The following is a 25,686-nucleotide window of genomic DNA, read 5'->3' on the forward strand; positions in this document are numbered from 1 at the left end:
TGAAGTTACTACTTTTTCTTCATTCCGCCAAGCGGTTTCGGCAGATCGGCGGTTACCAGCGCGGAACCATCGCGTTCGGAATGTAGCGCAGCCGGTGCGTGGAATCGGGCAGCAGGTCGACGGCGATTAAGTCGAACTGCGTATCCGCGTCGATCCGGTACAGGGCGACGTATTGCTGTGCGGCCCGGAACAGCGCGTTGAATTTTTTCCGGGTCATGGCCTCTTCGGGCGCGGTCAGTCCGTCCGCCTTCCGGGATTTCACTTCCACGATGTGCAACACGCCCTCTTTACGGGCGACAATGTCCAGCTCGTAACGGCCGCTGCGCCAGTTGCGGTGCAGCAGGTCGAAACCTTCCGAAAGGAGAAAGCGGGCGGCGATCTCCTCGCCGCGTTGTCCAATACGTATCGACGACATGCCGCGAAGTTACATCAGAAAACTCAGGTCTTCGTCCGGATGCACCTCGAACGGCTGCGTCCCGCAACGGAAGATCCGCATCGGGCGGTTGCCGATCAACGACAGCCGGTCGCCTTCGACCCGCAACATGCACCCTTCGCGCAGTCCGGCGACGTAAGTTTCCGGATTCGCAGCGATGTATTCCAGAATGCGCTGTTCGCGGGTTTCGCCGGCATGACCGTCGGGATGGGCGTCCGTATAATGCGGATTGATCTGGAATTTGACCAGTCCGGCGGCGATGAACGACGCCGGTTCGACGATCGGCATGTCGTTCGTGGTGCAGATTGTCGGACAGGCCACGTTGCTGCCGGCGCTCCATCCGATATAGGGCATACCGTCGAAGGCCCGTTCGCGGATTGCCTGCACGAGGCCCTGTTGCTGCATGGCCCGGATCAGCGCGAACGTGTTACCGCCGCCGACGACGACCGCTTCGGCCGCACGCACGGCGCGGGCCGGGTTGCTTTCGCGGTGTACGGAACGCACCTCGACGCCCAGTTCCGAAAATCGTGCCTGTACTTTGCTCTGGTAGTCGTCGTAAGAGAACGTAACGGCGGCGTAAGGGATGAACAGCACTTCCCGGACAGGGCCCAGGAACTCCCGGATCTGTCCGACCGGATATTCGAGAAACCCTTCGCCGGCATTGGTCGAATTACTGATAAGCAGTAGACGCATGATATACTGTGTTTTACGAGACGCCTTTACAATCGGGCGATCTCTTTTTCTATTTCTGCCGGAAAGTGCTCGTATTCCAGCGCGTGGACTTTGGCCGCTACCGTCTCCGGCGTATCGGTTTCGGTTACCGGCACGCGGTACTGAGCCAGGATGTCGCCGCTGTCGTAGCGCTCGTTGACGCGGTGGATCGTGATTCCTGTTTCCCGGTCTCCGGCCTCCACGACCGCGCGGTGCACCCGGTCTCCGTACATACCCTTGCCGCCGTGGCGCGGCAGCAGGGCCGGATGGATGTTCACGATCCGGTTCGGGTAAGCGGTCAGCAGGTTTTCGGGTACCAGCCACAAGAATCCGGCCAATACGACGTAATCGATCTGCCGCCGGCGCATCAGCACGACGATCCGGTCGCTATTATAGAAGGTGTCCCGGTCGAATACGACCGATTCGATCTGCAGTTTCTCGGCGCGGCGGAGCACTTTGGCATCCGGTCTGTTGGTCAATATCAGTTCGACGCGGGCCGTATTTCCGGCGGCGAAGTAGCCGGCGATGTTTTCCGCGTTGGAACCCGACCCGGATGCGAAAATGGCTATTTTCTTCATTTTTAGATTTTTATGCGATAGTTAACGTGTCGTATCCGTAAAAAAAAGAAAGAATTATCAAAAATAATCGAAAAAGTGTTACTTTTGCAAAAATTTGGCTTTGAAATATAAAGTTATTTTTGGAATAAACACAATTGTTAAACTTAAACTAATTTGATTATGTCAGACGTTTCATCAAAAGTGGTTGAGATCATCGTTGACAAGCTCGGCGTTGATGCTGCTGAAGTTGTTCCCGCCGCAAGCTTTACCAATGACCTGGGCGCGGATTCGCTGGACACCGTGGAATTGATCATGGAATTCGAAAAGGAATTCGAGATTTCGATTCCGGACGAAGATGCTGAAAAGATCACCACCGTAGGTGATGCTATTAACTACATTTCTGCCAAGAAATAATTAAGAGCCTTTGAGACAGGGCGTTTGTCAAACGAATTTGTTGTATTTTATGAAACAGAGAAGAGTTGTGATTACGGGGATAGGTACCATTAACCCCTTAGGTAACAGCATTGAGGAGTACTTCACTAATCTTGAAAAAGGTGTAAGCGGAGCAGGACCTATTACTCATTTTGACCCTTCTAACTTCAAGACAAAATTTGCCTGCGAACTCAAAGGTTACGAACCGAATAACTTCTTCGATCGCAAGGAGGTGCGTAAATACGACCTCTATTCGCAGTATGCGTTGATCGCCGCCGAACAGGCGGTGCAGGACTCGGGGATCGAGCCCGAAAAGCTCGACCTCGAACGCGTGGGAGTTATCTGGGGATCGGGTATAGGTGGATTGGAAACATTCTACCAAGAGGTAAAGAGCTATGTCGAGGGAGGTTTCATTCCGCGATATAGCCCTTTCTTCATACCTAAGATGATTGCGGATCTGGCTGCCGGCCACATTTCGATGAAATACGGTTTCCGGGGCCCGAACTATTGTACGGTTTCGGCCTGCGCTTCGTCGAACCATGCGATGATCGATTCGTTGAATTACATTCGCTGGGGCAAGGCGGACATGATTCTCACGGGAGGTTCCGAGGCCGCGATCAACCCTCCGGGAGTCGGAGGTTTCAATTCGATGCAGGCCCTCTCGACCCGCAACGACGACCCGCAGAAAGCTTCGCGGCCGTTCGATGCCGATCGCGACGGGTTCGTGATCGGAGAAGGCGCCGGAGCGTTGCTGCTCGAAGAGTACGAGCATGCCGTTGCCCGCGGGGCCAAAATCTATGCCGAGGTAGCCGGCGGCGGCATGAGCGCCGATGCTTACCACCTGACCGCTCCCGATCCGGAAGGGAAAGGCGCGAAAAAGTCCATGCTCGACGCCGTTGCGGATGCGGGGCTGAAAGTTGAGGACATCGATTACGTGAATGTGCACGGAACGTCCACTCCGGTAGGCGACATAGCCGAGATCAAAGGATTGTTCGCCGCGTTCGGAGACCACATTTACAACCTGAACATCAGCTCCACGAAGTCGATGACCGGGCACCTGCTGGGCGCCGCCGGTTCGATCGAAGCGCTGGCTTGCGTGATGGCCCTGACCAAAGGGATCGTGCCTCCGACGATCAACAACGAAAACCTCGATCCGAATATCGATCCGAAGCTCAACCTGACGCTCAACGTCGCCCAGAAACGCGATGTGAAGTGCGCGCTGAGCAACACGTTCGGTTTCGGCGGACACAACTCGACGGTCGTACTCAAAAAGATGTAATGTTTGGAACGATACAGTCTTATTTCAGGCTGCGTTACGGCAGGGATAAGGCGTATTATCGAATGCTGAAAACTATTTTCGGGCTTCGTCCGAATAATATAGAACTCTATAAGCTGGCCTTGATTCACAGGTCAGCTTCCTTGTTTCTGGACGACGGGGCCCCGATCAATAACGAACGGCTCGAATTCCTCGGCGACGCGGTGATCGAGTCGATCGTATCGGATTTCCTGTTCATCGAGTTTCCCGAGGCGGACGAGGGGTTTCTGTCCCGGTTGCGTTCGCGGATCGTCCGGCGTTCGTCGCTGAACCGGCTGGCGATCGAGATCGGGCTCGACCGGTACGTGATCGCCCAGGGCGGCAACGGCTTTGCCCAGAAACACCTGTACGGGGATACGCTCGAAGCAATGATGGGAGCGGTTTACCTCGACAAGGGATACGATTTTTCGAACCGGCTTTTTATCAACGGGATTCTGCGGAAATACGTCGATCTGGACGATATGTCCGAGCAGGAGACCGATTTTAAGAGCCGTTTGATCGAATGGAGTCAGAAAAACCGGAAACGCTTGCAGTTCGATTCGGCGCCCAGCGCGTCGTATACGGCCAAATCGCCTCATTTTCGGACGACCGTTTTGGTGGACGGCCGACCGTCCGGCGACGGGGAAGGAGACAGTAAAAAGGAGTCCGAACAGCGGGCGTGTCAGGAGGCGATCCGCCGGCTGGAACGGCTGGGGGAATCGGTGCTTTCCGAGGCAGCCGGAGGTTCGGACGGCGAATGACGTTATAAACGGAATGATGCGGAATATTTCATCGGTTACGGACAGACAGGTGCGCGAAAAACTGGTTGCGCAAGGACCGTCTGCGCTGTCGGATGCCGAATTGCTGAGCATTCTGCTTCGGGACGGCGATGCCGGGGAGTCGGCCGTCGGGCTGGCGGAACGGTTGTTGGCGCACTTCGGCGGAAGCCTCGCTCGGATGGAACGTTGCGATTTGCCGGCCCTGCGCATGGTGGGAGGGCTCGGTATCCGCAGGGCCGCCGCGGTTGCCGCCGCGCTGGAACTGGGGCGCAGGCTTCGGATCGAGGAGGGGCAACAGATCGATTCGGTGCGTACCGATCAGGATATCGTCGCGATGTTCCAGCCGCAGCTCGGCGCGTTGCCTTACGAAGAGTTCTGGGCGGTTTATCTCAATGCTTCGAACCGGGTGATCGACCGGATGCGGGTCAGCCAGGGGGGCGTTTCTGCTACCGTCGTGGATCACCGGCTGATCGTCAAGCGGGCCGTCGAAAAACTGGCCAATGCGCTGGTGCTGGTGCACAACCATCCGTCGGGAAACGAACTGCCGAGCGACGAAGACAAAGCCCTGACCGGTCGGGTCGATCTGGCGGCTTCGCTGTTCGACATTACGCTGCTCGATCATGTCATCGTTACGGCGGGGCCTTGTTACAGTTTCCGTAGTCACGGCTTTTTCGATGAACGGCCGAATCCGTAGGAGTCCGGTGCGCAACGCATGTTTTTATTTCCGGAAGGACGGTGCGCTTTTGATCGAAATTCATTTACTTTGCATTTCCAAACGGCAGAAAAATGGCACTTATTTTATGTATAGAAGCGGGAACGGACGTAGGTTCGGTGGCGCTGGCCAAAAACGGCGAATTGCTTTCGCTGCTTGAGAATCTCGAAGGAAGACAGCATGCGCAGAACCTGGCCGTTTACGTGCAGGAAGTATTGCAGGAACATGACCTGGATGCGGGAGATCTGGATGCGGTGGCGGTCGGCAAGGGGCCGGGTTCGTATACGGGGCTGCGGATCGCCGTCTCGCTGGCTAAGGGAATCTGTTACGGCGCCGGGATTCCGCTGATCGCCGTGAACAGCCTCGAGGCGCTGGTTCACGTTGCTCTGGAAGATTTCGATGCGGGGATTCTCGGCGTGGACGATATGCGGAACATGAAGTTGCTGCCGATGATCGACGCCCGCCGGATGGAGGTGTACTGCCAGTTGTTCGATGCGGCGGCGAAGCCGCTCTCGGAAGTGACGGCGCATATCGTCACGCCCGAAAGTTTTCTGGAACAACGTACCGAAAAGGGCGGATTGCTGGTGTTCGGGAATGGCGCGGCGAAGAGCCGGGAGCTGTTTACCGAGCCGGGCGTACATTTTGCGGAGGTCACTCCTTCGGCTCGCGGACTGGTCAAACCGGCTTTCAAGGCCTTTGCGGCGAAGAAATTCGAAGATACGGCCTACTTCGAACCATTTTATCTGAAAAATTTTGTCGAAAATTGTTCGTCGAAAAAAATATTTTGATTACATTTGCACCGTAAAAATAATCATTGACCCATGGTGTAATGGTAACACTGCAGATTCTGGTTCTGCCTTTCTTGGTTCGAATCCAGGTGGGTCAACAAGACGACACCGTAAACGCTTAACTTTTAACGAGTTGAGCGTTTATTTTTTTAACGGGTACAACATAGGTAAAACATTGCATTTTTGTTTGTTTTTCAAATCTATCAACCTGTATATCAATCGAATACATCTGCAAATATAGAATTAATTTCGTAACTTCGGGATACGATTTTCAGCAACGGAGTTATGAATCATATTGAGTTATTGCCGTCGAGTCGGCGGGATTTGATTGTACGGCAGGTATTTGATACGTTGGACGTATCGGAAACCACCCGCCGGGAATATGCGATGCGGATACGGCATTTTTTACGGTTTACCGATACGCACGGACTGAATCGTAACAGTTATTTGGAATACAAGCGTTATTTGCAGGGTTGCGAGACGTTCAGCATATCGACCAAAAACAAGTACCTGATTTCGGCAAAGGTGTTCTTAGACGGGTTGTACCGGCTACGACTGATCCCGCAGAAGATCACCGACGGCGTAAAAGGATTTACACAGTCCCGGTTACACAAGAAAGACGGATTGACCGATGACGATATAGGAAAGTTGCAGTCGTATTGTTCCGCACTGGAGCTAACAAAAACCAACCTAAGACTGAGAGCGATTATCGCTCTCTTTTTGTTTCAGGGCCTCCGGCAAATCGAGGTCGTCCGGTTGGATGTTACGGATATTAATCTTCGGGATAAAGTCGCTTTGATTCGCGGCAAAGGCCGGGACGATAAAGAACCCGTGTATTTGCATCCCTCTACGGTGAAAGTCTTACGCGAATACCTGCGGTTATATCGTTTCCGTGAGGGAGCATTGTTCCGGAGCGACAGCAACCATTGCCGGGGCGAACGACTCACGACGAAATCCGTCCGGGAGATTATCAAACGAACGTTCCATACCTTACAGATCGACGGAAGCGCGCACGGCTTCCGTCATTATTTTATCACGAAGCTAATCAGGTCTTACAAGGGCGAATTATTAACCGTATCGAAATACAGCCGTCACCGGAGTATTCAGATGCTCGAAGTGTATAACGACGAGATAATCCGGCAGGAAGATTTACCGAGGTATTACAGCGTATTCAAAGATATACGGATTTGAGGAAACCGCGATACATATACTGCCTGGAGGGTAATTGGAATACCAACCCGCGAAGCAAACAAAGTATCCGCCCGATTCTCGATATTCTCTACTACTCCGCTGGAATTAAATATGTCTACCGCAAATGCAACACGAAAGACGAGTTCTTCGAATACCTCAGGCAATTCACGTTCAAACGGTACAAGAACTACCGGATTCTGTACATTGCGTTTCATGGCCGACCGAACGGCATACAGATCGGGCGCGACTTCGTGACGTTATCGGAGATTGCGGACGTTTTGGAGGGCGAATTAGCCGGTTGCGCGGTGCACTTCGGGAGTTGCAGCACCATGCGGACGAAACGCGCAAATATCGACGATTTTATGAACCGCACGAAAGCAGACCTTGTTTCGGGCTACCGGAAACAAGTGGATTTTGTTGAGTCCACGGCAGAAGAAATGAATTATCTTAGGTTTATTGCATCAAAAATATAAGACAGCAAGTCGTGTATTTATCGAAATAGGAATTAAATTTTCTTATATTTTTTGAGATGCTTTATTATACTTTCAGCAGTGATGATTCCTAACCTTGGAGGTACTGCATTGCCGATATATCGAGAAGCATTACTCAAAGAGATATTCTCTGTGGGGGCAAAAAAACTGTATTTTTTCGGAAAAGTTTGAAATAACGCTGCCTCCCTTAAGGAAATTGCTCGATCTTGTTCTGGATGTCCAAATCTTCCGTTACCAATTCCCGTACACAATGTTGTCATCGTAGGTGCAGGTTCTTCCCATTTCATTCTACCGTAAACTGCTCCAAAAGATTTTCCTGAAGCTTTTTTGTGACATTCAAGTTGTAAGTCTTCTGGCCAATCTTTCCACCCGCCTCCATATGGAGTCGCTTTAATTCGCCTTAAATTAAGTTCGGACAAAGCCCGTGCCCTATGCAAGGGATCCTTAGCAGATGTTTCCCCTGCTTTAATAGCTGGCAGTTTCCCTATTACATCTTTAACCGTAATATAATTCTCCGGATTATGCGTAGGCTTAATAAGTTGAATATCTCCCAATCGTGAAGCAAGTAAAACAAGTCGTTTTCTCGTTTGAGGGATTCCATAATCGGGACAATAAACGATTTGGAAACTAACATGATAATTTAACGATTCTAATTTTTTGACAAAATCATTAATTACAGGCTGTTGTTTAAATGATAAAATTTGCGAAACATTTTCCATTGTTATTATATCTGGTTCAGATTCTTCCACAAGGCGTCCAAACTGATATAATAGATTATATTTACTACTATCTTTTTCTTTAACTTTGAAAGCATAAGACGAAAATGGTTGACATGGAGCACAACCTGCAAGAACTTTAATCTTCGACTCTCCGAATAATTTTTTTATTTGTTCCCCTGTAACTGTACTAACATCCTGCGAAAAGAAGGATGCATTATTATTTTTTTCGTATGCATATTTACACGTTTCGTCAATATCAAAACCTGCTATAATATTAAATCCTCGTTTGTACATTCCATAGCTGAGTCCTCCTATCCCGCAAAATAGATCAACAACACCTATCTCGTTGTAAGTTTTCATTATTTGTTATTAGGTATCATTCTAAAGTACCAAAGATAAAAATCTTTGCCGAATAAAGAAAGGTAATATATAACATAATTTACTTAAATTTGTTATACAACGTTAAATAAAGTACAATCAAATGGATATATGGGATAAAGATAAACGCTCTGAAATAATGAAAAGTGTTCATTGCAAAAACACTAAACCGGAAATATTAGTTCGGAAATTCTTGTTTGCAAATGGATTTAGATACCGGAATAATGTAAAAACCCTTCCCGGGTCCCCGGATATCGTATTGCCAAAATATAAAACCGTCATTTTTATAAATGGTTGTTTTTGGCATGGGCATAATTGTAGAGCAGGTAGATTACCGAGTTCTAATATAGATTATTGGCATCCTAAAATTTTGTCAAATATCGAACGAGATAAAAACAAAATCGAACAGTTGAAAAATAGCGGATGGCACGTAATCGTTATCTGGCAATGTGAATTGAAAAATAAAGAAAAATGTTCAAATAGACTGAATTCTTTAATTGCCGAAATAAAAATTTAGACCCACAATTTTGCAATAATCTATTGTGCAAATAACTTACCCAAATATTTCTTATATTGTACCAAATTATCTATGTCTAATTCGATAGGTTATGAGCAATTTTACCTTTAACATTTCCCTGAGTATTCTCAATCACCTTGGTCGAAATCTTTATCGAAATTTTATAACGGTTATCGGTGAAGCAATTTCTAATTCATGGGATGCCGATGCAAACAATGTATGGATTACTATAAATAGAGAGGGAAACTATTTTGTTATTAAAGACGACGGTAATGGAATGACCGAAGATGATTTTCAAAACAAATTTTTGCGTATAGGTTATTCTAAAAGAAAACAAGGAGAAAACAAATCCCCGGGTAATCGGCCATATATAGGTCGTAAAGGGATAGGAAAGCTTGCTCTTTTATCTTGTGCTAAACGAATTTCCATTTTAACCAAAACGGCAACCTCGCCATACATAGGAGGTGTTATTGATAATACGGGATTAGATGAAGCGATAACAGAAGATTTAAATCCGCAAGATTACAATCTTGAAGCTGTTGATGAAGTACTTTTACGCCCATTCATCGAAGACAATAATAAAGGGACTGTTATTTATTTTCAGGATTTGAACGATGGTATAAAGAACAGAATAGATCATATTCGTAAATTGATAGCTCTTTATTTTAAATTCTCACTATTAGACAATTCTTTCTCAATTTATTTGAACGGCGCGCCTATTACAGTAGACGAATTAACGGATTTGGCTAATGATACTCAATTTTTATGGAAAATAAATGAACCTAATGATCCATATATAAATCAAAAACTTATTGGTAATGAACATCTAAAGCAAAATAGAGATTTACAAGCAAGAGACGATATAAGCGGCTTTATTGCATCTGTAGTAAAACCGTCCAATTTGAAGATTAGAGGTACCGATGAAAATGTTTCGATAGATTTATTCGTAAATGGTCGATTGCGAGAAAAAGACATTTTAAAACACATTCCTCAGGCGCGCGTGGTGGAAAGCTACATTTACGGACAAATTCATTTTAACTTATTGGACGATGGCGACGGGGAAGACAGATTTACCAGTAGTCGTGAGGGCGTTATCTCGGATGATCCTTTATTTAAAGAGTTGCTAGCCGAAATAGAGCGACTGTTAAAAGAGGAAATCATCAACGATTGGGATAAATGGCGTATAAAACTTAGACAAGATGGAGATCCAGATAATGAAAGGATTAATAAAAAAGAGCGTAAATCACAAGAATTATTTAATGTGATTTCGGGAGAATTTATTCTCCCGTCAGAAACGCCTAATGCAGATGAGGTTAACTCTTGGATCGATGCATTGTCGGATGATGCTAAATTTAATTTTGCGTCATACGGGGAATGTTTCGTGTCGGAAAATCTTCTGAGAAAATTTATCAATAAAAAAAATATTCCATTAACGCAAACTGCTCATAAAGAGATATATGATCCTGAGAGAGGCTTTAGGGCAAAAGAGCATAGAAATAAAGCCGAGGCTAATATAAGTTTTGAAATAAGACAAAACCCTGATGACTTGTCTTATTTGGAAATGAAATCTTTGGCTTATTTGTCTTCCACGATAATAGCGAATCAACAGGAACAACAAAGATTGCAACAAGATGCGAAAGAGTACAAACCGATCAGAGATGCTTTAGCACATACATCGCTACTTACATCTGTTGCCAAAAATAAACTTAACTCCACATATGAAAACATAAAAGCTAAAATTAAAAGTTTTTTGGCCATACCATAAAATGAACGTTCGATAAATGGAATTACAGAACATTGAAATCTCAAACAAGAACGGAGGCTTTTCGGCCTCCGTTTTTTGTTTGTAGCATGTTGCTAATTCAGCTGGATCAGTTCTGTGATTTTACGTTCATCGGGGGCGACGGTCGTTTTAACGACTCCCGTGGAATGGTCGATTTCTATCACGACACTGCGCCCGTCGGAATTGCGAACGCCGTTTATTATATACGCATTATATCCCAATGAAATACCAAGTTGGACATACTGGCCAATAGATGAATCGTCGTATTGCACTTCCGAGTAAGTCAGTGTTTCGAAATCGTACTTTTGAATTGTCCGGGTAGTGGTATTTAAATAGAACAGCGTGTTATTAATCATTCTCTCTTCTAAAGGATGCTCCCCGTATGACACTTCCGGTTCCGGGAATTGAGTCGGGGTAACGATACGCATGCTTTTGTCAGAACGATCACAAACTAATAATTCGACATTCTCCGGTGAATATCGACCGCCATGCGTAAGAATAAAATGGTTTTTACAACTGATGGCAGCACTATACCACCAAGAGCTTACATATCTGTTCTCTGCCCATATTTTACTATGGGTATATTCATTGTTAAGCGTCACCGGCGGAGTCGTAGAAAAATTGACATCCCTAATTCCTAATGTAATGGTCGATACACATTCAACGATTGTTGGATCACGTATGACAGTATGACATTCAAATAATTTTACCTGATTACCGTCTTGAAATAGAGTGCTCTCAGAATGTTCATGACGATCTTCATAATAACCCGGGGGCGTATAGAACTGGATGCTTTCGAAGCCTCCGTTCGGATAAAATACAGTTCCATAAACGGGATACCTAAATGTATTATCTGATATTGCGGGCAGGCCACTTAAATTACCGCTAAGTAATACATCGGTTTGATCAGTAAGCATGAATTGAGTTGCCCCAGTTCCGTTCGGAGTGATTTGCCGCAGATAAGTTTGTCCGTCTTTGGCTTCCACTTTACTAATAATCCCCGAAGAACTGCAAACGAACAGATCGCCGTTATGGTCTACTTTGGCGGTGTATTTCGAGTTTGTCGCAGGGAATTTGTCTTGCTCGCTATATGGTATATGAAATACCGCACCGTCTTTTCGCCGGATCAAGAAATTAGGACTGCCGACGTAATGCGGGAGATGGATGCTTTGTCCTTGCTCATCCCGAAAATCACAGTCATGGAATAACATATATTGTCCGCCGTCATAACTGGAAATCGTTTGCGGTACGACTTTCACATCGCTGCGGGCTTGCAGGCTATTACCGTTGTTATCATACGTGAAATAGAATACGACAGCAGTCATATTTCCGTTTTCGTCCACTTTGAAAACATCCGAAGGAGCCCCCGTGGACTTACTAACCGGACTTTCCGAAAGTACCAGATATTTGGCACCCGTCAGATCGACCCGACTCCAGCGCAGATTTTGAGTTTGATTACCGGGATCGTCTTTTGAGCAGGATGACAATAATGAGCCACCAAACAATAAAATAAGAAATAATCTTTTCATGTGATTTTTTGTTTTACGGTAAAATTATTGGTGTATTTCTTAAATTGTCTCACCTTCATTTAGCCGCATAAAAAACGCGGGCTAAACTGTATTTGCTTCCTCGGTATCGCCAAACACCTTGCAGACAAATAAGTAAAGCCCACGTCGTGAAACGTGAGCACTAACTTTACTCTTGTCTGCTTCAAATTGGCGATTTTAGGAAGCAAGAATAAAAGCTAACGCTTTGAATATGTATTATAAAACTTTTCTCTGTTTATTTCATTCGGTAACGGTTTCGATTACGCCTTAAAGATATAAAAACTTTTCGATCCGATCAGTACGGTCGTAATAACAGCAACTTGTATGTCCGGATTTTCCGGGCCGGGAGCTGATCAGTAACGACTACCCACAGAAAGCCGTTCAGCCGATCCCATTTAAGGGTACCCCCTCCGCAGGTGTGTGGATCATGCCTTGTTGCGGGAATGAACAAGATGTTGCCGGGATTTGCATCAGCCAATATTTCACGGTAGCTCTTTCCTCGTCCGTAATTGCCTTCACGAATTACACCCGAATCACCCTTACATAGCTGGGTGCTTACACGCATGTTTACACAACCGTCCGAAAAATCTCCTTTTTCTTCGGGTTGCACGTCTAAAGTATTTTTACAAATACGACAATCCGCCTGTAAAAATAGAGGTTTCCCGACGGAATGGTTTTGTAAGCTGTTTTCAGGTATTTTCGCGGTACAGAAAGAATAGTAAAATATATCCAGATATTACGCAGTGCCGGAATTTATAAGGCCCAGCGGCTGTTTTTTCGGCGAATCCGATTTATTTCTTCCAAACGGGAAAATTCTATATCGTGGAGCCATGTCCGAATCTGGTCGGACAAATGTACCTTAACCTCACGCGGTATTTTGCGTATCGGATACCACTTGTATCCTCCGGCAGTCGGTTTCTTTCCGGCGCAACACAGATAGATACTCGCTTCGGGAATACCCGTGTCCGACGCCGCGGTTGCGATATTGCGGAACATTCTTGCTGACTGGCTTTGCACACGGGTACGGACTCCCCGGAGCGCGGGTACGGCAATAACATAATCACGCAGAACGGATTTATCTTTTAATTGGCGGACACTTCTGCGATAACGTTCCCTGTCGGTACGGTGGCATTCCCTCAACGTGGCCCAACGTAAATTTTCCGCGCGGTTATCGTACGGGATTTGGTTGATGTGATAAATGTAATTGCATTTTCTCTTTCTCGGCAGGAAAGTTTCGGCTACGATCCGGCATACTTTACGGTATGAGGGTTTACCCCATTGATCGTACAGGCATACATGGGTACGGTTATTCGGATTGATAAGCCGTATGCCGCTGCGAAGACTTCTGATCTTTCCCATATTCGATACCTGATACAGTCCTTCGTATCCTTGTATATCTTTCCATTGTTCTGTTGTATTATGTTCTTTCATCTTAGGAATCTCCTTTATTGAAGTATGGAAACAAGTGTTTTTGCACAGCTATCATTTTTATTATCAGACGGAAAGCTTCGGAAATTTTGCCCGGAATTTACGTCGTAGCTCTCGCTCGTATTTATTGTTTATCAAAGGCAGGTAATTTTTCAACGTCTTGCGTCTGTCGGCTAACTCTTTGGTATAGCGTGCAGGATACTCGTTTTTAACCACGGCCGAATATAGGTCGAAGTCTTCAGAGAGTGCAAAAGTGACCTTTTGCACTTGCTCCATAGTTAATTTGGAACAATCTCCAGGCAATTTATTGAAAACGGTCGATTCGAACATATCTTCCATTTGGGACAGTAACTTTGCTTTAAATCTTTCATCCAATAATGTTGCGCCCGTTACCGTTCCCCACCCAAGTCGTTTTAACGCCTTACTTTTAAAACGCACTTCGAAGCGCACTAAGTTTTTGGGAACGGCTTTAGCTACCTCCCGCGGTTCGTGACTGCTATGGCTACTTTCAAAAGTTTTATCATATACTTTGATGTCATAGTCACAGTAATAACATTTCCGACCGTGGGGCTGATAAGTGTTTTTCAAAGGTGCTAACAGAATATAACGATTCTTCCCATAGCGATTAAATAAATCCCAATAATTTCGCGGGTCGTACCGTACTGTAAGATTGATTCCCAATTCAAGACTGGTGATTCGAAACCTTTCCAATGGGACTCCGATAAATTCAGAAAGGCACTGCAAGTGCCAAATAGCTTCGCTGCATGTAAAATCGCCGTAATTATTGCCTTTCGCAGATTTCTGTATTGACCCGCGGATGTGCATCATTGTCGGTGTCGGGAAAGTCAGGGTCAGAACACCTATCTTCAGTTTTAGCTTAGGATTCCACAGGTGGCCGACTCCGTATTCGAATAGATGCCGCTCAAACTCGGCCGGAAGAGCATCGAATGAAAACCCTTCTACAATAGCATGACAACGGTCAAACATAACTACAACCGGCTATTTGTCTCTTGGAATGCGGGATTATAGTTGTCGTGCAGGAATCGCTCGACATCGGCGGCCTTATACCGAATGGTGGCCCCGACCTGTGAAAACGCTATGCGGCCTTCGTCGCGGTAGCGTTGCAACGTCCGTCTGCTGACCTTCAACAGATCGCAGACTTCTGTGTTCGTTAAATACCGCTCCTGTATTGGAGACGGGTTTACCTGTTTGTGAAGTCCTTCCCGGATTTCATCGAGTTTGACCAAAATCTGGTCGTACTCCTGCTTCGCAATAATGATTGCTTCCATGTTTACTTGGATTTAGAATTAAACATGGTGCAAGAATATAGCGAAAAAATCAGATACTTGTTCGTTACGAATAAAATACCTGTGTAAGTATTTGTTATTTAGGTTGTTATGTTCTAATTTTCTTCGTAGTGCAATTTTACAGCGAATCGCTATCTCTGCAATAGGCTATCAATGAGTCTATTAACTTGTGTAAAAAACGCGCTTTTTTATCTTCTTGTCCTTTAATCTCCTTGCGAGCTTTAATACTTTCGATATAATTGTAAATATCTTTTATGACAAAGTTAAACGTATGAGCCATAGCGGATATTAATGCTTTTTCATCCTTGATGGCGGAATCATCATACTTTAAAATGTTTTCAGTCTTAGCCCCTGTTTCATATTCTACCTTATACTCCATTTTATATAATGCCAAGATTAACTCGACAAATTGCACAGGACCCCCATTCCACGAAACAGACATTTTATCGTTTTTACGGTGTGCCATATATGCAATTCGTGCATCACTGAGTAATGCAAGCGATGTATAATAGAAAGTGCTTTCATCATTAGCGAAACGTATGATATCATCCTTATGGGTTGTCATTACTCGGTTCACGTTATCTAACCATGCAACAGGATCGGATTGTTTGGAAGCCTGATACATGATAAACACCTTTCTGTAAGGATATTCAACTAACCATAATGTGCCCAATACAAGATTAATGTACATTAAGTTTTCCGTGTCCTCATCCAGCTTCATTTCCGTGGGGAAAAGTTCCTCTAAATCGTCTCGATATAAATCAAAAGCATTGCGGTCTTTATCATTTGGATATGAAATAATTCGCTCGTCAAATTTGATCGTGCAATGTTCCAATACCAAGGAGTTAGGGAATTCCTTTTCTCGTTCCATAGAAAATATTTTATTCTCATCAATTCGTTTATGCTGTGACATAATACAGCGTTTTTAAATTCAATCAAATGCTTCGGACATGGCTTTATCCAAGTCCTCATTTGCAATATTAAGATAAATCTGTGTGGTCTTCAAGGAATTGTGCGTTAAAATTCTGGACAGTTGGTAGAGTCCCATTTTGCGGCGGACTGACCGCACAGCGAATGTATGGCGGCTCGTGTGAAAATGGATATTTTTATCGATTCCGGCCTGCGCGGCGATTTTTTTGAGCAGGCGGTTGATGTAGGCCGTGCGCCGTTCGATCTCTTTTCGTAACTCGATGCCGGTATCGGCGGTGCGGATGAACGGAAAAACATAATCCGACGGTTTGTTATCCGGCATTTTATAACGTTGTAAAATGGCTTGCGCTTTGGACGGTAACAGAATATTCAGGCCCGATTTGGTTTTCTCCGTCGTAAGCGATAACCGTTCCCCCTCGACATTGCCCCATTTCAAACGCAACGCATCGCCGATACGGATTCCGGCGGCGTAACAAACGAACACATACAAATCCCGAACGTACCCGATCAGAGAACCTTCGGGATAGGACAAGGTTTCGATCCGTTCTAACTCTTCTTCGGTCAGGTATTCGACATCCGGCGTATCCCATTTGAACTTGAATTTCGGAAACGGATTCTGATCCGGTTGTACGATCTCCTCCCGGATCGCATCGTAAAACAGTTTGCGGATCAGTTTCAGATTGCTCAGGGCGGTATTGTTCGTATTTCCTTTGGTTACGGTCATATAGCGGTAATAGTCTTTCAGAAACGTTACGTCTATATCTCCGAAATAGAGTTCCCGCCCGGCGTATTCGTTCAGGTTACGCAGTAACGTCCGGTAGGTTTTGTAGGTCGTATACTTTTCTGCGGTATTGATGGACTTTAAATAATCTTCCGCATATTGGGTGAAGCTGGCGTGGTTGAATCGGGAAACCGCCCGTTTGACGGCTTGGGGATTATACGGCTTCGCACCGCCCGCCACATCGAGCAGATAATTCTGAACTTCGAGTTTCTGCGCCGCGATCAGGTTGTTGATCCGGGTCGAATTGGGCACCCGTTTCGACTTCCGGACTTTTTCGGCGACAGCATCCCAATCGTCGGGATGAATATAAATGCCTAATGCTTTGAATGCCGATTCGCGGTTGTTGGTGCTTCTCAGATACAGAGGGGCCAGCCCTTTTGCATTGATTTTGTCGATTCTCAGAATGGCTTTTACACTACTCATAACTCAATCTTTTTTAATTGTTTAACCGTTCGAAAGGTATAACAATGGGTATAACAAATTCGTCACTGGCAGGCTTTCCGAGACTTCGGATACGCCCTGCGAAAATTCGTATACGATTGAATTACGGGCAAATAGACTAAATCACTGACAATGAATGCTATAAGTTAATAACTGGTGGGTCAACAGAAAGGAAGCTCTTTTCAGGGCTTCCTTTTTTTGTACCTGGGTGGAATCAGGATTTTTCTCGTGTCCGTAAAAGGCCGCAGGGATCGCTGTAAACGATCCCTGCGGTTCCCCGAAAAAGGTTAAGTTTGGGTTAAGTGAAGTTGGGTTTATTTCGTTTCGACCAGGAATACCGATTGCGAAGGCTCCACGCGGAGTCTTACCAGGCTGACCCGGTCTTTTCCTTTTTTGGCATATTCCGGTTGTAAAGCGGTGACTTCGCCGGTATGCGGATTCCAGAGTTCGTAGCGTTTTTTGCCGCGCAGCGCGACGGCGGAATCGAACGCTTTCCCGTTGAGGTTCGCAAAATAATAAATGTCTTTTCCGGCGCGCTCTTTATGGATGTAGCGCATCGGTACGATACCTTCGGGAAATTCCACGTCGAACGTTTCCGACGGACGGGCCAGCGCGTTGCGCAATGCATCGGCACCGGGCTTGGCGAGGAAAACGACGCGGCCTCCCGCCGGATTCGTATGGGGCTCGCCGCTGCTGCGCAGCTTTTCCGGCAGCAGTTTGTCCATCAGGGCTACGACCTGCGCGTCTGCATTCGGCTCGGTCGACTTGACCGGCAATTGCGTTGTGAAGATCACCTGGCCGCCGGCTTCGAAGAAGGTCAATATTTTGGCTAGATTCGCGACGCTGATCGTCTTCGACGACGGAACGATCAGCGTGCGGAACGTGTTGTATTGTTTCGTGTTGGCCAGTGTCAGACCGTTCTTGTCGACTCGGCAGGCGTCCTGCAGCACTTCCGGGTGCAGAAACTGGAAATCGCGGCCGAGTTCGTTGGTCAGCCGCTGGCTGATCTGCACGTAATCCATGTCGGGGATCTTCACGCCTCCCGCGTAAGCTCCCAGCGGTCCGTCGAAGTAGTGCTCCCCCTGCATCGTTTCGATCGGATACAGCATCGCGACGTCGGTGACGAAGCGGTCGTCGTTGCGCAGCAGCATGTTCAGCCGCGCCAGGAAAGTGTTGAATTCGTACAGTCCCTGGTTGTACAGCCTGTTTCGGTGGGACAGCTCGGGCTCGAACGTAACGTCCCGGTCGTTGAACCATACCGCGTGCGGGATCAGCATGTTGATCCCCTTTGAGTATTGATCCATCGCTACGTTGTAGAGGGTGTCCCACGGGATGTTACCCATCGCTCCGTAGGTTTCCGACATGACCAGCGAATGATCCCAGTTGTAGGCCGCCGAGCTGACTATTTTGTAGAATTTCTCGGCCGGCCGGTCGCCTCCGATTTTGTCGATTCCCGGAACATCCTGGTATTTGAAGCATTTCATCAGGTCGGCGGAAGTTCCGACCGGGTTTTCGATCTCTTCGTTATCCTGATGTCCGGTCGCAACGATGCCGTGCGCTTTGCTCCACTCGCTGACCGCTTTCGGATAAGCCGCTGCGTAAAGCTCGGCCCGCAGACCGAACAGGGCGTTCCGCGCGGCCTGCGTTTCCGGGCCGATGTCGTACCAGAGCGCCGGATAGTACAGCGCCGGGCTGGAGCCGTATTTTTTTATGTAGGTCTCGTTGAATGTCGGCGTCCAGCAACGGGCCTGCGCGCGGTAGAGCGTCGGTTCGTCGAAAAACGTCGATGTGATCGTCGTCCCGAAAAATTCGGGCATCCGTTTGTAGTAAGCCTCGTGCGTCATCGAAATGTAGGCTTTGGCCGCCTCTTCGCTCAGATAATCCATGTTCGGATCGTCGTCCGCGACGCAGACGAACTGCATGATTTTCCAGTTCCCTTCGGGTACTTTCCAGACGATGGTTTCCTCGGTGATGTTGCCCGACAGGTCGATCCGTTCTTTCGTGTCGGCGTTCATGGCCACGGCGGCCATCAGTTGACCCGTTTTACTGACCGGGCTGACGTAGGTGGCCCCGCCCCGGGTTTCTTCTTCGATTTTGTCGAGCCGCTTCATCGTGAGGTTCGGGAAGCGGTTCCGAAACCGGGGAACTCCGTCCGCGTTGATCGCTCCGCCGCTGCCGCTCGGGAATCCGTATTCGTCGTACAGCGAGAGGGTCAGCCCCAGTTCGGCGGCCTTTTCGACGGCGTATTTATAACGTTCGAAATACTCTTCGGTCAGGTACTTGGGCGTCAGATTGGGGCCGAACGGCAAAATCGCCAATCCTCCGTAGCCGCATTTTTCCAGAAAGCCGGGCATTTGGGCGTCGATACCTTCTTTGGTAATGTCGGTATTGTTCCAGAACCACAGCGGATCGGGACGGAATTTCGTAGGGGGAGTTTTGAATTCGGACGGCTCCTGCGCCACGGCCGTAACGCAAAAAAACAGGCACAATAGGCTCAGACGAAAGGTTCTCATAAGATCGTATTTTTAGGATAATGCAAAATAAACGGATAAAAACGGGTCGAAGGTGCTATTTTTGACATTATAAGTCGATTTTTTGTTTTCGAAAAAGCAAACTTTCAATCGCGCGCGGTGTCAAAACTATCGTTTTTTAACGGGACTGGTAAAATGGTCGTGAAAAATAATGTTTGAAATTGTAAAAATAAACTCGGAAAAAATTTTTTATTTATGACTGAATTATTATCTTTGTTACGTATCTACACGCGTTTTACAGCCAGTTATCTATAAATTAAGGTGTAGAGGACTGGAAAATAGGATGGGTGAAGTGCGTCTTCCGGTGAAGAAGAGGCGATGGAGAAAGCGGGGCGGAGACGGATATTTTCCTTGGCGATTTTGGAAACCCGTGGGATTACGTGTTGGCCGCGAGGGATATGCGGCATTTGGTGAACGGAACGGAATAACCGGAAAACTATTGACTTAACGATTAACGCGACTCTATGAATAAACCTCGACCTTGGCTGTATTGGGCGGTATTGTCGGTTTTGTGTCTGCTGGGCGTGTCCTGCTGTAAACAACAGCAAAAGGACCCGTTTCGGTACAAGGTCGCGATCATCGGCAATCCGTCGAATCCTGATATCCGGTACGACGAGTCCCAGATGCAGGCCATCAAGGATCTGGGGTATAATACGTTGCAGTTGAACATCGCCTGGGGAGCCCGTCCGGCCGACGAACCGCTGAATCTGGAGGATATCCTTTATGTCGACGGAATCGGCAGCCGGGAAAAAGCCGATCAGCGTTTGCAGGCTATCAAAGAACGGGCTCGGATCGCCAAAAAATGGGGATTCCGGACGTTGTTCCATTTCGGCGCCCCGAGAGTCGATTCGCTGTATAAGATCCTGACGCCGGATCTGATCGACATCGCCACCGAAAAAAACAGCATTCAGAAAAAAGAGATCGTCGACAAATACGTTTCGTTGTTGAAAAGGCTGAAGCAAGAGGTTCCCGAGCTGGACGATATCGAAGTTTATACGTTCGATCAAGACGCATGGGTCGCCAACGAGTTCGGAAACGGCCCGACCGACCGGGATATCCCGTTGCACGAACGTATTCCCGCCTTTCTACAAGCTTTGACCGGAGCCTGGGCCGAAGTGAGTCCGGACGGGATGGTCTGGTGGGAACCGTGGGAAATTTCCGCGGGACAGATCTATGCCTGCATTCCGTCGCTTCCGACTCGGAACTTCGGGATGTTTCTGCATTCCAACATAGCGGAAGTACAACTGAGCCGGCCGGTGGATGTCTGGTTTAAAAATACGGTGCAGCTTTGCGCCGAACGCGGCATTCCGGTAGTCGGTGAAATTTTTATGGCCAGCGCTAACGAGGAGTTGCAGCCGCTGACGCATATCGCCGCGCCGCGTCTGGTCGCCGAAGAGTTGGATGCCGTGGGAAATGTCCCGAATATCCAGGGCGTAAAAGAGTATTTCGGACTTACTCCCGACCGTTACGATCCGAATCAGTTGATGGCCGGGATCAAACTGCATGACCTGGCTGTGCCGAACGAACAGGCGTTGGCGGAGTTGGCCGAGCCGTTCGGAACGGCTGCCGCGGATGTGCTTTCCGCTTGGGAAGCCAGCGCGACGGGACTTGCCGTGTTCCCGTGGGACGCTACATGGCGTTTCCGGTTGTTGACCGAGAATCCGGCCGGGATCGAAGTGTACCATCGCTGGGACATCGCCCATATCGAAGGGGCCGTAGCTCCTTCTCCGAGTTGGAAATCGACGCGCCGGAGTTTGTTTATGACCACCGAGAGCGAATCGCTCGACCCGTGGTTCTTCGAAGATATCGAACTGCGCTGTGAGACGAGTTCCGAAAAATTGCTGGCGGCGGCCGATCTTTACCGGAAAGCGCAACAGCAGGTGAACGACGAACCTTACGCCGCTTATTTGGCGGAAAATATAAAGGATATCGAAGTGCTCGAACAGATGATTACCGCTATCCGGTGCTACTGCCGCGAAGCGAATCTGGCTCACTTGATGCGCAAGCATGTCGTCGAAGGGAATCCTATTCCGCAGGCTTTGATCGATCGTTTCGAGGCGATTATGCAGGTGGATATCGCCAATCAGGCGAAAGGGTTCGCCGAAAACCGGTCGGGCAATACGCCGGCCGCGGAAATGCTCAAGCTTTTCCGGAAAGATCCGGCCGGATGGGTTACGGCTTACTTACATTACCGATAACGAAAACGAAAACGAATACTAAAATTTAAATGTTCATTAATCAGTTTTAATTATGAAAAAGTTAACTTACATTGCACAGTTGTCGGCAGTTGCGCTGCTGCTGGTACAGATGAGTAGCTGTGATAGTATGCCCGATCCGAGTCCGATCTCGGATAAGTATGCCCGCCCGGAAGAGGTGGTCGAAACGGGGATACCTGTCATTACCGATGGCGGGGCGGTAATCTACTCTCCTACGAACGACAATTTCCGTTATGCGGCTTCGATGATCGCAAATTCGGACGGTACGATGAGCGCATGGTATTCCACTCCGGGGGGACTGAACGGAAGTATGCCGGCGCGTACGAAACTGAACGGCAGCGGCGACGGCGGCGGCGCCAAGGGCTGGCATGGCGAAGGGGGCAACGGAGCGATTTACTATATGTTCGATCAATCGTTTTACGGTTGGGCGGTACACTGTCCGAACTGGGATAATCCGAATTCGTCGATGCGTTTCTCTCTTTACAACTGGGATACGAATTACCAGACGACCCTGACCGGTACGCCGATCGCAACCTACGAATTCGTGCATTACGACCAGGCCGGCGAAGCCGGTTGGCTGGAACTCAACGCCGATAACGGAGGTTATACCGAAGCGACCGGAAGTCTTAAATTCCCGATGGGGGCTTATCTGCTGTATATGGAGAGAACCGAAGGTACTCCGGGCGCCTGGGGCGGAGCCACGGCTAATGGCATGATCTGCTGGGTGAACGGAAGCGAAACATCCGGTATAACAGGGCACGAGAACTCCGTTCAATATACGGCTCCCGGCGACGTCGGATACTCGTCTCAGATTCGTTATTACAGCGCACCTACCGCTTCGATCAATGCCGTATGGTCTGAGGACGAAGTGATTGCGGTAGCTCCGACCAAGGATAAGGCGGATAAATACTATGCCAAGGATCCGTCGGTCGTGAAAGTCGGGGATTACTATTACATGGCCTATACCGGGTCGGCTACGCTGGACGAAAGCCTGGACAACAACGTGTTTGTTGCCCGGAGTGCGACGATCAACGGAAAAGACTGGGAAAAATGGAACGGTTCGTCGTGGGGAGGAGATCCGGCTCCTGCGGTCGATGCCGAGCTTTCGGCAACCGAAACGTTCTTCGGAGCCGGAGAACCGAGCCTGGTCGTGAAGGGAGATCAGATCTATCTGTACTACACGTACAGCGACAATGAACAGAAAATTTACAACGTTCGGCTGATGACGGCTGCCGCCAGCGATCCGAACTGGCCGGCATCTATGACCGATCAGGGCGAAGTAATCGACCGCACGGCCTTCAAAGGGCTGAACATCGATGGTTGCAGCGTAAGATATATCGAAGATCAGGATTGTTTTCAAGCCGTACACGGCGTGAATATCGCGGATGTGAACAGTTATTCGGTCGTATGGGTTTCGAAAGACGGCGTCTCGGGATGGGAACAGAAAGGCGTGCTTTCGAACAATATCCGCGTACGCGCCAAATATGCCCGTTTCATCTGCAACGAGCAGAGCCATATTACGTCGACGACTCCCCGCCTGATGATTTATCAGAATGGCGGACAGTATTCCAAGACGGCATGGCCGACCAGGATGGTGCCTTATTCTTTCGTGGAATAAAACCTGACGGTATTATAGCGGGGAGCAATTAATGGAGTGCACCGGTTGCTCCCCGTTTTTCAAAGGAAATTTGAATTTTTAACAAATAACTGTTTTATTATAATACCTAAAAACTATGAGAAAATTGTTCTATTTGATAGCTTGTCTATCACTTACCGGTCTCTTGGGTGCATGCAACGATGACAAGGAGAATGGTGACGGCGGCGAGCTTTCTTTCAAGTTTCCTCTGACTGAGTACGAATCAGCGAAAATCGGAGGGAAGAAAGTAATCGGTTTTTCGACCGTGGGAGATTGGACTGCTGAAGTGAAATACAAAGTGGCTCCTGCAACCGAGGACGACGAATGGCTGGAGATTTCTCCGAAAAGCGGGAATGCGGGCCATTGGTTCCTGACGCTCAACCTTAACGAGAATCCGGATTACGACGACCGCGAAGCCGAGGTAGTTATCACTTCGGGAGGAGAAACCAAAACGTTGAAAGTTACCCAGCTTTCTACGTCGGCGATGTTCTTGCCGCAAACCACTTATAATGTGGGCGAAAGCGGCGGACCGGTGGCTCTTACCGTACAGACGAACCGCCCGTTCAGCGTTGAGGCGGACGACGCTTGCAAGGATTGGATCATTGTGCCGGATTCCAAAGCGGTGATGAAAGATTCGGTCTTTACCGTAACGGTTCTGTCCAATCCTGCGTTGGATGCCCGTACGGGGTATGTGTATGTGACGGAAATCGTTGCCGATGAGAAGGAAGAGACCTTAACTCGCCGGATCGAAATCGTACAGAGAGGCGATTTCGGTTATTTCATCATGCGTGGATCGAGCTCGGATCTGACGGCTCCGAGTGTCGTGCAGACGGGCGAAAATGCATTCAATGCATTCTACCTGTTTAAGCAATACAGCGCTAACAGGGAAGAAATGCATGTGTGGAACGGAGATGCTCAAGGCCCTATTGATTTGTCTGCAAATGGAGAATTCGGGGTACGTTTCGTAGCTGCCGGACCATTTACCGACATGCAGGTGTCTTGTTGTACTTGGTCGCAACAGCATGGAGACGGAGTAATGACCGCTTCTTTGTATGTTTGGGATACGGATTATGCTACTACTGTTAAACGCAACCCCGTGAATCAGAAAAAAGATCTTTCATACGGGGATAATAGTTGGCCTAGTTTGTTGAATGCGGATCAAGGTAATACTTATCCTGCAGGAGAATATCTGGTTGTAATGCAATCGACGAAGCAAAGTTCGGGAGTTTGGTCTGCTTCCGCAGGAGCTAAAGACGGTTTCCAGGGATTCTTGGCAGGCCAAGCCGTATCGTCCAATTGCCCGAAGGTACGCATCTATTATGTCAGCGGCAGTAAGACAGGTGCGGCTTACCGTGAAACTAAGGATGGCGGTGTTACCTGGAGAGATCAGAGTTATGTGTTCTCTTTGAATGAAAGTTGGCTCGAAAAATGTTCTCCGACGGATTTGCGTGTGGTAAAATGTGACGGTTACTATTATGCGGCTTTTGCGGATGGTGGCAACGTTAAGTTAGCACGTACTGCGAATATTAAAGACTCTTGGGCTAAATGGGACGGCTCTGCTTGGGGAGATGGAGATTACGCTTCCGTGGTTGCGAGCGAGGTTCCTGTATCTGTGGTTGAGAATAACGGTCAGATTTATTTGTATACCATGAAGGGGAATAAGTTGGTCGTTCGTACGGCTGCCTCCGGAGACAACTGGCCCGCTGCGTTGAGCGCAAGCGCCGATGCCTGGACATTCGACAGCAATACGGATGTGGACGTGAAGTTTGTCAATGGGCAGTTCACGGCAACCTATGTCAAGAGCAATCAAACCTGTGTACTGCTGTCGGACGACGGTACGACCTTTACCGATGGCGGAGTAGCTTATGCAAGAATGTTCGACGGTAGTAAATCCGCACGCTACGCATCGGGTGTTACCGGCGAGACGCAGTACATGTCTTATGCATGTACTCAGGGATGGTACTTTAAGATTATCAGCAATGATTAATCGAAAAGTCATTTAGGTTAGTAGTTTTTTGGCGAAGCCGGATCAAATGATCCGGCTTCGCTTTTTTATTACGGTCTGTTCCGGATTTTTCGAAAGG

General features: G+C 47.9%; 23 protein-coding genes and 1 tRNA gene. 13 read left to right on the forward strand and 11 right to left on the reverse strand.

Annotation, left to right across the window (positions count from 1 at the left end; all coding sequences use genetic code 11):
- Positions 1-52 precede the first annotated feature (52 nt).
- From C1A08_RS11070 to purN, 3 genes are read right to left on the reverse strand one after another with little or no spacing between them, the layout of a single operon-like run.
- Positions 53-415: a YraN family protein gene (locus C1A08_RS11070; protein ID WP_055203118.1), complete on the reverse strand. Its 363-nt coding sequence runs from the start codon at positions 413-415 to the stop codon at positions 53-55.
- A 9-nt stretch (positions 416-424) separates the two neighbouring features.
- Entirely contained in the window at positions 425-1,126 is a 702-nt protein-coding gene (gene pepE / locus C1A08_RS11075) for a dipeptidase PepE (RefSeq protein WP_101573501.1), read from the reverse strand.
- Between the two features lie 26 nt (positions 1,127-1,152).
- Positions 1,153-1,722 (reverse strand): phosphoribosylglycinamide formyltransferase, encoded by a 570-nt coding sequence (gene purN, locus C1A08_RS11080; protein ID WP_101573503.1) that lies wholly within the window; start codon positions 1,720-1,722, stop codon positions 1,153-1,155.
- A gap of 159 nt (positions 1,723-1,881) precedes the next feature.
- Here purN and C1A08_RS11085 point away from each other — a divergent pair, with 159 nt between their 5' ends.
- From C1A08_RS11085 to C1A08_RS13500, 8 genes are all read left to right on the forward strand, one after another.
- The gene (locus tag C1A08_RS11085) at positions 1,882-2,115 is read left to right on the forward strand and encodes an acyl carrier protein (protein WP_055203124.1); all 234 of its coding nucleotides are present in this window, start codon (positions 1,882-1,884) and stop codon (positions 2,113-2,115) included.
- A 49-nt stretch (positions 2,116-2,164) separates the two neighbouring features.
- Complete coding sequence (gene fabF / locus C1A08_RS11090; RefSeq protein ID WP_055203586.1) at positions 2,165-3,412, forward strand: beta-ketoacyl-ACP synthase II; 1,248 nt, start codon at positions 2,165-2,167, stop codon at positions 3,410-3,412.
- Positions 3,412-4,188, forward strand: a complete 777-nt coding sequence (gene rnc, locus C1A08_RS11095) for a ribonuclease III (protein ID WP_055203126.1) — start codon at positions 3,412-3,414, stop codon at positions 4,186-4,188. Before fabF ends, rnc begins: the two co-directional genes overlap by 1 nt.
- 13 nt (positions 4,189-4,201) lie before the next feature.
- Positions 4,202-4,900, forward strand: a complete 699-nt coding sequence (radC, locus tag C1A08_RS11100; RefSeq protein ID WP_257937110.1) for a RadC family protein — start codon at positions 4,202-4,204, stop codon at positions 4,898-4,900.
- Positions 4,901-4,992: 92 nt separating this feature from the next.
- Entirely contained in the window at positions 4,993-5,706 is a 714-nt protein-coding gene (gene tsaB / locus C1A08_RS11105) for a tRNA (adenosine(37)-N6)-threonylcarbamoyltransferase complex dimerization subunit type 1 TsaB (protein ID WP_101573505.1), read from the forward strand.
- A gap of 27 nt (positions 5,707-5,733) precedes the next feature.
- Positions 5,734-5,804, forward strand: a tRNA-Gln gene (locus tag C1A08_RS11110).
- Between the two features lie 349 nt (positions 5,805-6,153).
- A complete protein-coding gene (locus tag C1A08_RS11115; RefSeq protein WP_257937111.1) occupies positions 6,154-6,897 on the forward strand; it encodes a tyrosine-type recombinase/integrase in 744 nt (247 codons plus the stop codon).
- Complete coding sequence (locus C1A08_RS13500) at positions 6,894-7,370, forward strand: DUF6642 family protein (RefSeq protein WP_306345982.1); 477 nt, start codon at positions 6,894-6,896, stop codon at positions 7,368-7,370. Before C1A08_RS11115 ends, C1A08_RS13500 begins: the two co-directional genes overlap by 4 nt.
- Before the next feature lie 32 nt (positions 7,371-7,402).
- On the opposite strand, the gene C1A08_RS11125 is transcribed toward C1A08_RS13500, so the two are convergent.
- Positions 7,403-8,467: a DNA cytosine methyltransferase gene (locus C1A08_RS11125; protein ID WP_101573509.1), complete on the reverse strand. Its 1,065-nt coding sequence runs from the start codon at positions 8,465-8,467 to the stop codon at positions 7,403-7,405.
- 121 nt (positions 8,468-8,588) lie between these two features.
- Here C1A08_RS11125 and C1A08_RS11130 point away from each other — a divergent pair, with 121 nt between their 5' ends.
- On the forward strand, positions 8,589-9,002 hold the full coding sequence (locus C1A08_RS11130) for a very short patch repair endonuclease (protein ID WP_101573511.1): 414 nt from the start codon (positions 8,589-8,591) through the stop codon (positions 9,000-9,002).
- Positions 9,003-9,093: 91 nt separating this feature from the next.
- Complete coding sequence (locus tag C1A08_RS11135; protein ID WP_101573513.1) at positions 9,094-10,767, forward strand: ATP-binding protein; 1,674 nt, start codon at positions 9,094-9,096, stop codon at positions 10,765-10,767.
- A gap of 92 nt (positions 10,768-10,859) precedes the next feature.
- On the opposite strand, the gene C1A08_RS13140 is transcribed toward C1A08_RS11135, so the two are convergent.
- The 7 genes from C1A08_RS13140 to C1A08_RS11175 form a co-directional block, all read right to left on the reverse strand.
- Entirely contained in the window at positions 10,860-12,314 is a 1,455-nt protein-coding gene (locus C1A08_RS13140) for a hypothetical protein (protein WP_145996571.1), read from the reverse strand.
- A gap of 771 nt (positions 12,315-13,085) precedes the next feature.
- Positions 13,086-13,763: an NUMOD4 domain-containing protein gene (locus C1A08_RS11150; RefSeq protein ID WP_101573517.1), complete on the reverse strand. Its 678-nt coding sequence runs from the start codon at positions 13,761-13,763 to the stop codon at positions 13,086-13,088.
- A gap of 63 nt (positions 13,764-13,826) precedes the next feature.
- On the reverse strand, positions 13,827-14,747 hold the full coding sequence (locus tag C1A08_RS11155; RefSeq protein WP_101573519.1) for a hypothetical protein: 921 nt from the start codon (positions 14,745-14,747) through the stop codon (positions 13,827-13,829).
- A 2-nt stretch (positions 14,748-14,749) separates the two neighbouring features.
- The gene (locus C1A08_RS11160) at positions 14,750-15,049 is read right to left on the reverse strand and encodes a helix-turn-helix domain-containing protein (RefSeq protein ID WP_101573521.1); all 300 of its coding nucleotides are present in this window, start codon (positions 15,047-15,049) and stop codon (positions 14,750-14,752) included.
- Between the two features lie 136 nt (positions 15,050-15,185).
- Entirely contained in the window at positions 15,186-15,980 is a 795-nt protein-coding gene (locus tag C1A08_RS11165) for a hypothetical protein (RefSeq protein WP_101573523.1), read from the reverse strand.
- 18 nt (positions 15,981-15,998) lie between these two features.
- A complete protein-coding gene (locus tag C1A08_RS11170) occupies positions 15,999-17,201 on the reverse strand; it encodes a site-specific integrase (RefSeq protein WP_101573525.1) in 1,203 nt (400 codons plus the stop codon).
- Positions 17,202-17,533: 332 nt separating this feature from the next.
- Entirely contained in the window at positions 17,534-19,732 is a 2,199-nt protein-coding gene (locus tag C1A08_RS11175; RefSeq protein WP_101573527.1) for a glycosyl hydrolase, read from the reverse strand.
- Positions 19,733-20,214: 482 nt separating this feature from the next.
- On the opposite strand from C1A08_RS11175, the gene C1A08_RS11180 reads away from it, so the two are divergent.
- The 3 genes from C1A08_RS11180 (at position 20,215) to C1A08_RS11190 (ending at position 25,589) form a co-directional block, all read left to right on the forward strand.
- Positions 20,215-21,948 (forward strand): hypothetical protein, encoded by a 1,734-nt coding sequence (locus C1A08_RS11180; RefSeq protein WP_101573529.1) that lies wholly within the window; start codon positions 20,215-20,217, stop codon positions 21,946-21,948.
- A gap of 52 nt (positions 21,949-22,000) precedes the next feature.
- Positions 22,001-23,584, forward strand: coding sequence for a hypothetical protein (locus tag C1A08_RS11185; RefSeq protein WP_145996572.1), 1,584 nt, complete (start codon positions 22,001-22,003; stop codon positions 23,582-23,584).
- Positions 23,585-23,699: 115 nt separating this feature from the next.
- On the forward strand, positions 23,700-25,589 hold the full coding sequence (locus C1A08_RS11190; protein ID WP_101573533.1) for a BACON domain-containing protein: 1,890 nt from the start codon (positions 23,700-23,702) through the stop codon (positions 25,587-25,589).
- The last annotated feature ends 97 nt before the right edge of the window (positions 25,590-25,686 follow it).

The organism is Alistipes sp. cv1 (assembly GCF_900240235.1).
Taxonomy (GTDB): Bacteria; Bacteroidota; Bacteroidia; order Bacteroidales; family Rikenellaceae; genus Alistipes_A; species Alistipes_A hominis.

What these genes read in the sequence shown, in the direction of transcription:
- C1A08_RS11085 (WP_055203124.1), top strand. Translation starts at nt 1,882, where the DNA reads ATGTCAGACGTTTCATCAAAAGTGGTTGAGATCATCGTTGACAAGCTC.
- C1A08_RS11175 (WP_101573527.1), bottom strand. Translation starts at nt 19,732, where the DNA reads ATGAGAACCTTTCGTCTGAGCCTATTGTGCCTGTTTTTTTGCGTTACG.
- C1A08_RS11130 (WP_101573511.1), top strand. Translation starts at nt 8,589, where the DNA reads ATGGATATATGGGATAAAGATAAACGCTCTGAAATAATGAAAAGTGTT.
- tsaB (WP_101573505.1), top strand. Translation starts at nt 4,993, where the DNA reads ATGGCACTTATTTTATGTATAGAAGCGGGAACGGACGTAGGTTCGGTG.
- C1A08_RS11150 (WP_101573517.1), bottom strand. Translation starts at nt 13,763, where the DNA reads ATGAAAGAACATAATACAACAGAACAATGGAAAGATATACAAGGATAC.
- purN (WP_101573503.1), bottom strand. Translation starts at nt 1,722, where the DNA reads ATGAAGAAAATAGCCATTTTCGCATCCGGGTCGGGTTCCAACGCGGAA.
- C1A08_RS11170 (WP_101573525.1), bottom strand. Translation starts at nt 17,201, where the DNA reads ATGAGTAGTGTAAAAGCCATTCTGAGAATCGACAAAATCAATGCAAAA.
- C1A08_RS11070 (WP_055203118.1), bottom strand. Translation starts at nt 415, where the DNA reads ATGTCGTCGATACGTATTGGACAACGCGGCGAGGAGATCGCCGCCCGC.
- C1A08_RS13140 (WP_145996571.1), bottom strand. Translation starts at nt 12,314, where the DNA reads ATGAAAAGATTATTTCTTATTTTATTGTTTGGTGGCTCATTATTGTCA.
- C1A08_RS11155 (WP_101573519.1), bottom strand. Translation starts at nt 14,747, where the DNA reads ATGTTTGACCGTTGTCATGCTATTGTAGAAGGGTTTTCATTCGATGCT.
- C1A08_RS11135 (WP_101573513.1), top strand. Translation starts at nt 9,094, where the DNA reads ATGAGCAATTTTACCTTTAACATTTCCCTGAGTATTCTCAATCACCTT.
- pepE (WP_101573501.1), bottom strand. Translation starts at nt 1,126, where the DNA reads ATGCGTCTACTGCTTATCAGTAATTCGACCAATGCCGGCGAAGGGTTT.
- C1A08_RS11165 (WP_101573523.1), bottom strand. Translation starts at nt 15,980, where the DNA reads ATGTCACAGCATAAACGAATTGATGAGAATAAAATATTTTCTATGGAA.
- C1A08_RS11185 (WP_145996572.1), top strand. Translation starts at nt 22,001, where the DNA reads ATGAAAAAGTTAACTTACATTGCACAGTTGTCGGCAGTTGCGCTGCTG.
- C1A08_RS11190 (WP_101573533.1), top strand. Translation starts at nt 23,700, where the DNA reads ATGAGAAAATTGTTCTATTTGATAGCTTGTCTATCACTTACCGGTCTC.
- C1A08_RS11125 (WP_101573509.1), bottom strand. Translation starts at nt 8,467, where the DNA reads ATGAAAACTTACAACGAGATAGGTGTTGTTGATCTATTTTGCGGGATA.
- rnc (WP_055203126.1), top strand. Translation starts at nt 3,412, where the DNA reads ATGTTTGGAACGATACAGTCTTATTTCAGGCTGCGTTACGGCAGGGAT.
- radC (WP_257937110.1), top strand. Translation starts at nt 4,202, where the DNA reads ATGATGCGGAATATTTCATCGGTTACGGACAGACAGGTGCGCGAAAAA.
- C1A08_RS11160 (WP_101573521.1), bottom strand. Translation starts at nt 15,049, where the DNA reads ATGGAAGCAATCATTATTGCGAAGCAGGAGTACGACCAGATTTTGGTC.
- fabF (WP_055203586.1), top strand. Translation starts at nt 2,165, where the DNA reads ATGAAACAGAGAAGAGTTGTGATTACGGGGATAGGTACCATTAACCCC.
- C1A08_RS11180 (WP_101573529.1), top strand. Translation starts at nt 20,215, where the DNA reads ATGAATAAACCTCGACCTTGGCTGTATTGGGCGGTATTGTCGGTTTTG.